Here is a 260-nt window from a genome sequence, read left to right on the forward strand (position 1 = left end):
TCAACCGCGAATACTTCGGCGACGGCGCGGTGCGTTCCCAGGCGCCCATCAGCCCGGCGTTGCACCTGGGCGCCACGCGGGTGCTGGTGATCGGCGTCAGCGGCAACCCGGCCACCGGTGGCGACAGTGCCATGACCGGCCTGCCGCCGTCCGACCGACCGCCGAGCCTGGCGCAGATCGGCGCCCACCTGTTGAACAGCACCTTCATCGACAGCCTGGGAGGCGACATCGAGCAGTTGCAGCGGATGAACCAGATCGGC

Annotated in this window: 1 pseudogene; it reads left to right on the top strand. The window is 69.6% G+C overall.

Annotation, left to right across the window (positions count from 1 at the left end):
- A pseudogene (locus tag OH705_RS27825) lies at nucleotides 1-260 on the top strand (patatin-like phospholipase family protein); the annotation flags it as partial.

The organism is Pseudomonas sp. BJa3 (assembly GCF_026343815.1).
Taxonomy (GTDB): Bacteria; Pseudomonadota; Gammaproteobacteria; order Pseudomonadales; family Pseudomonadaceae; genus Aquipseudomonas; species Aquipseudomonas soli.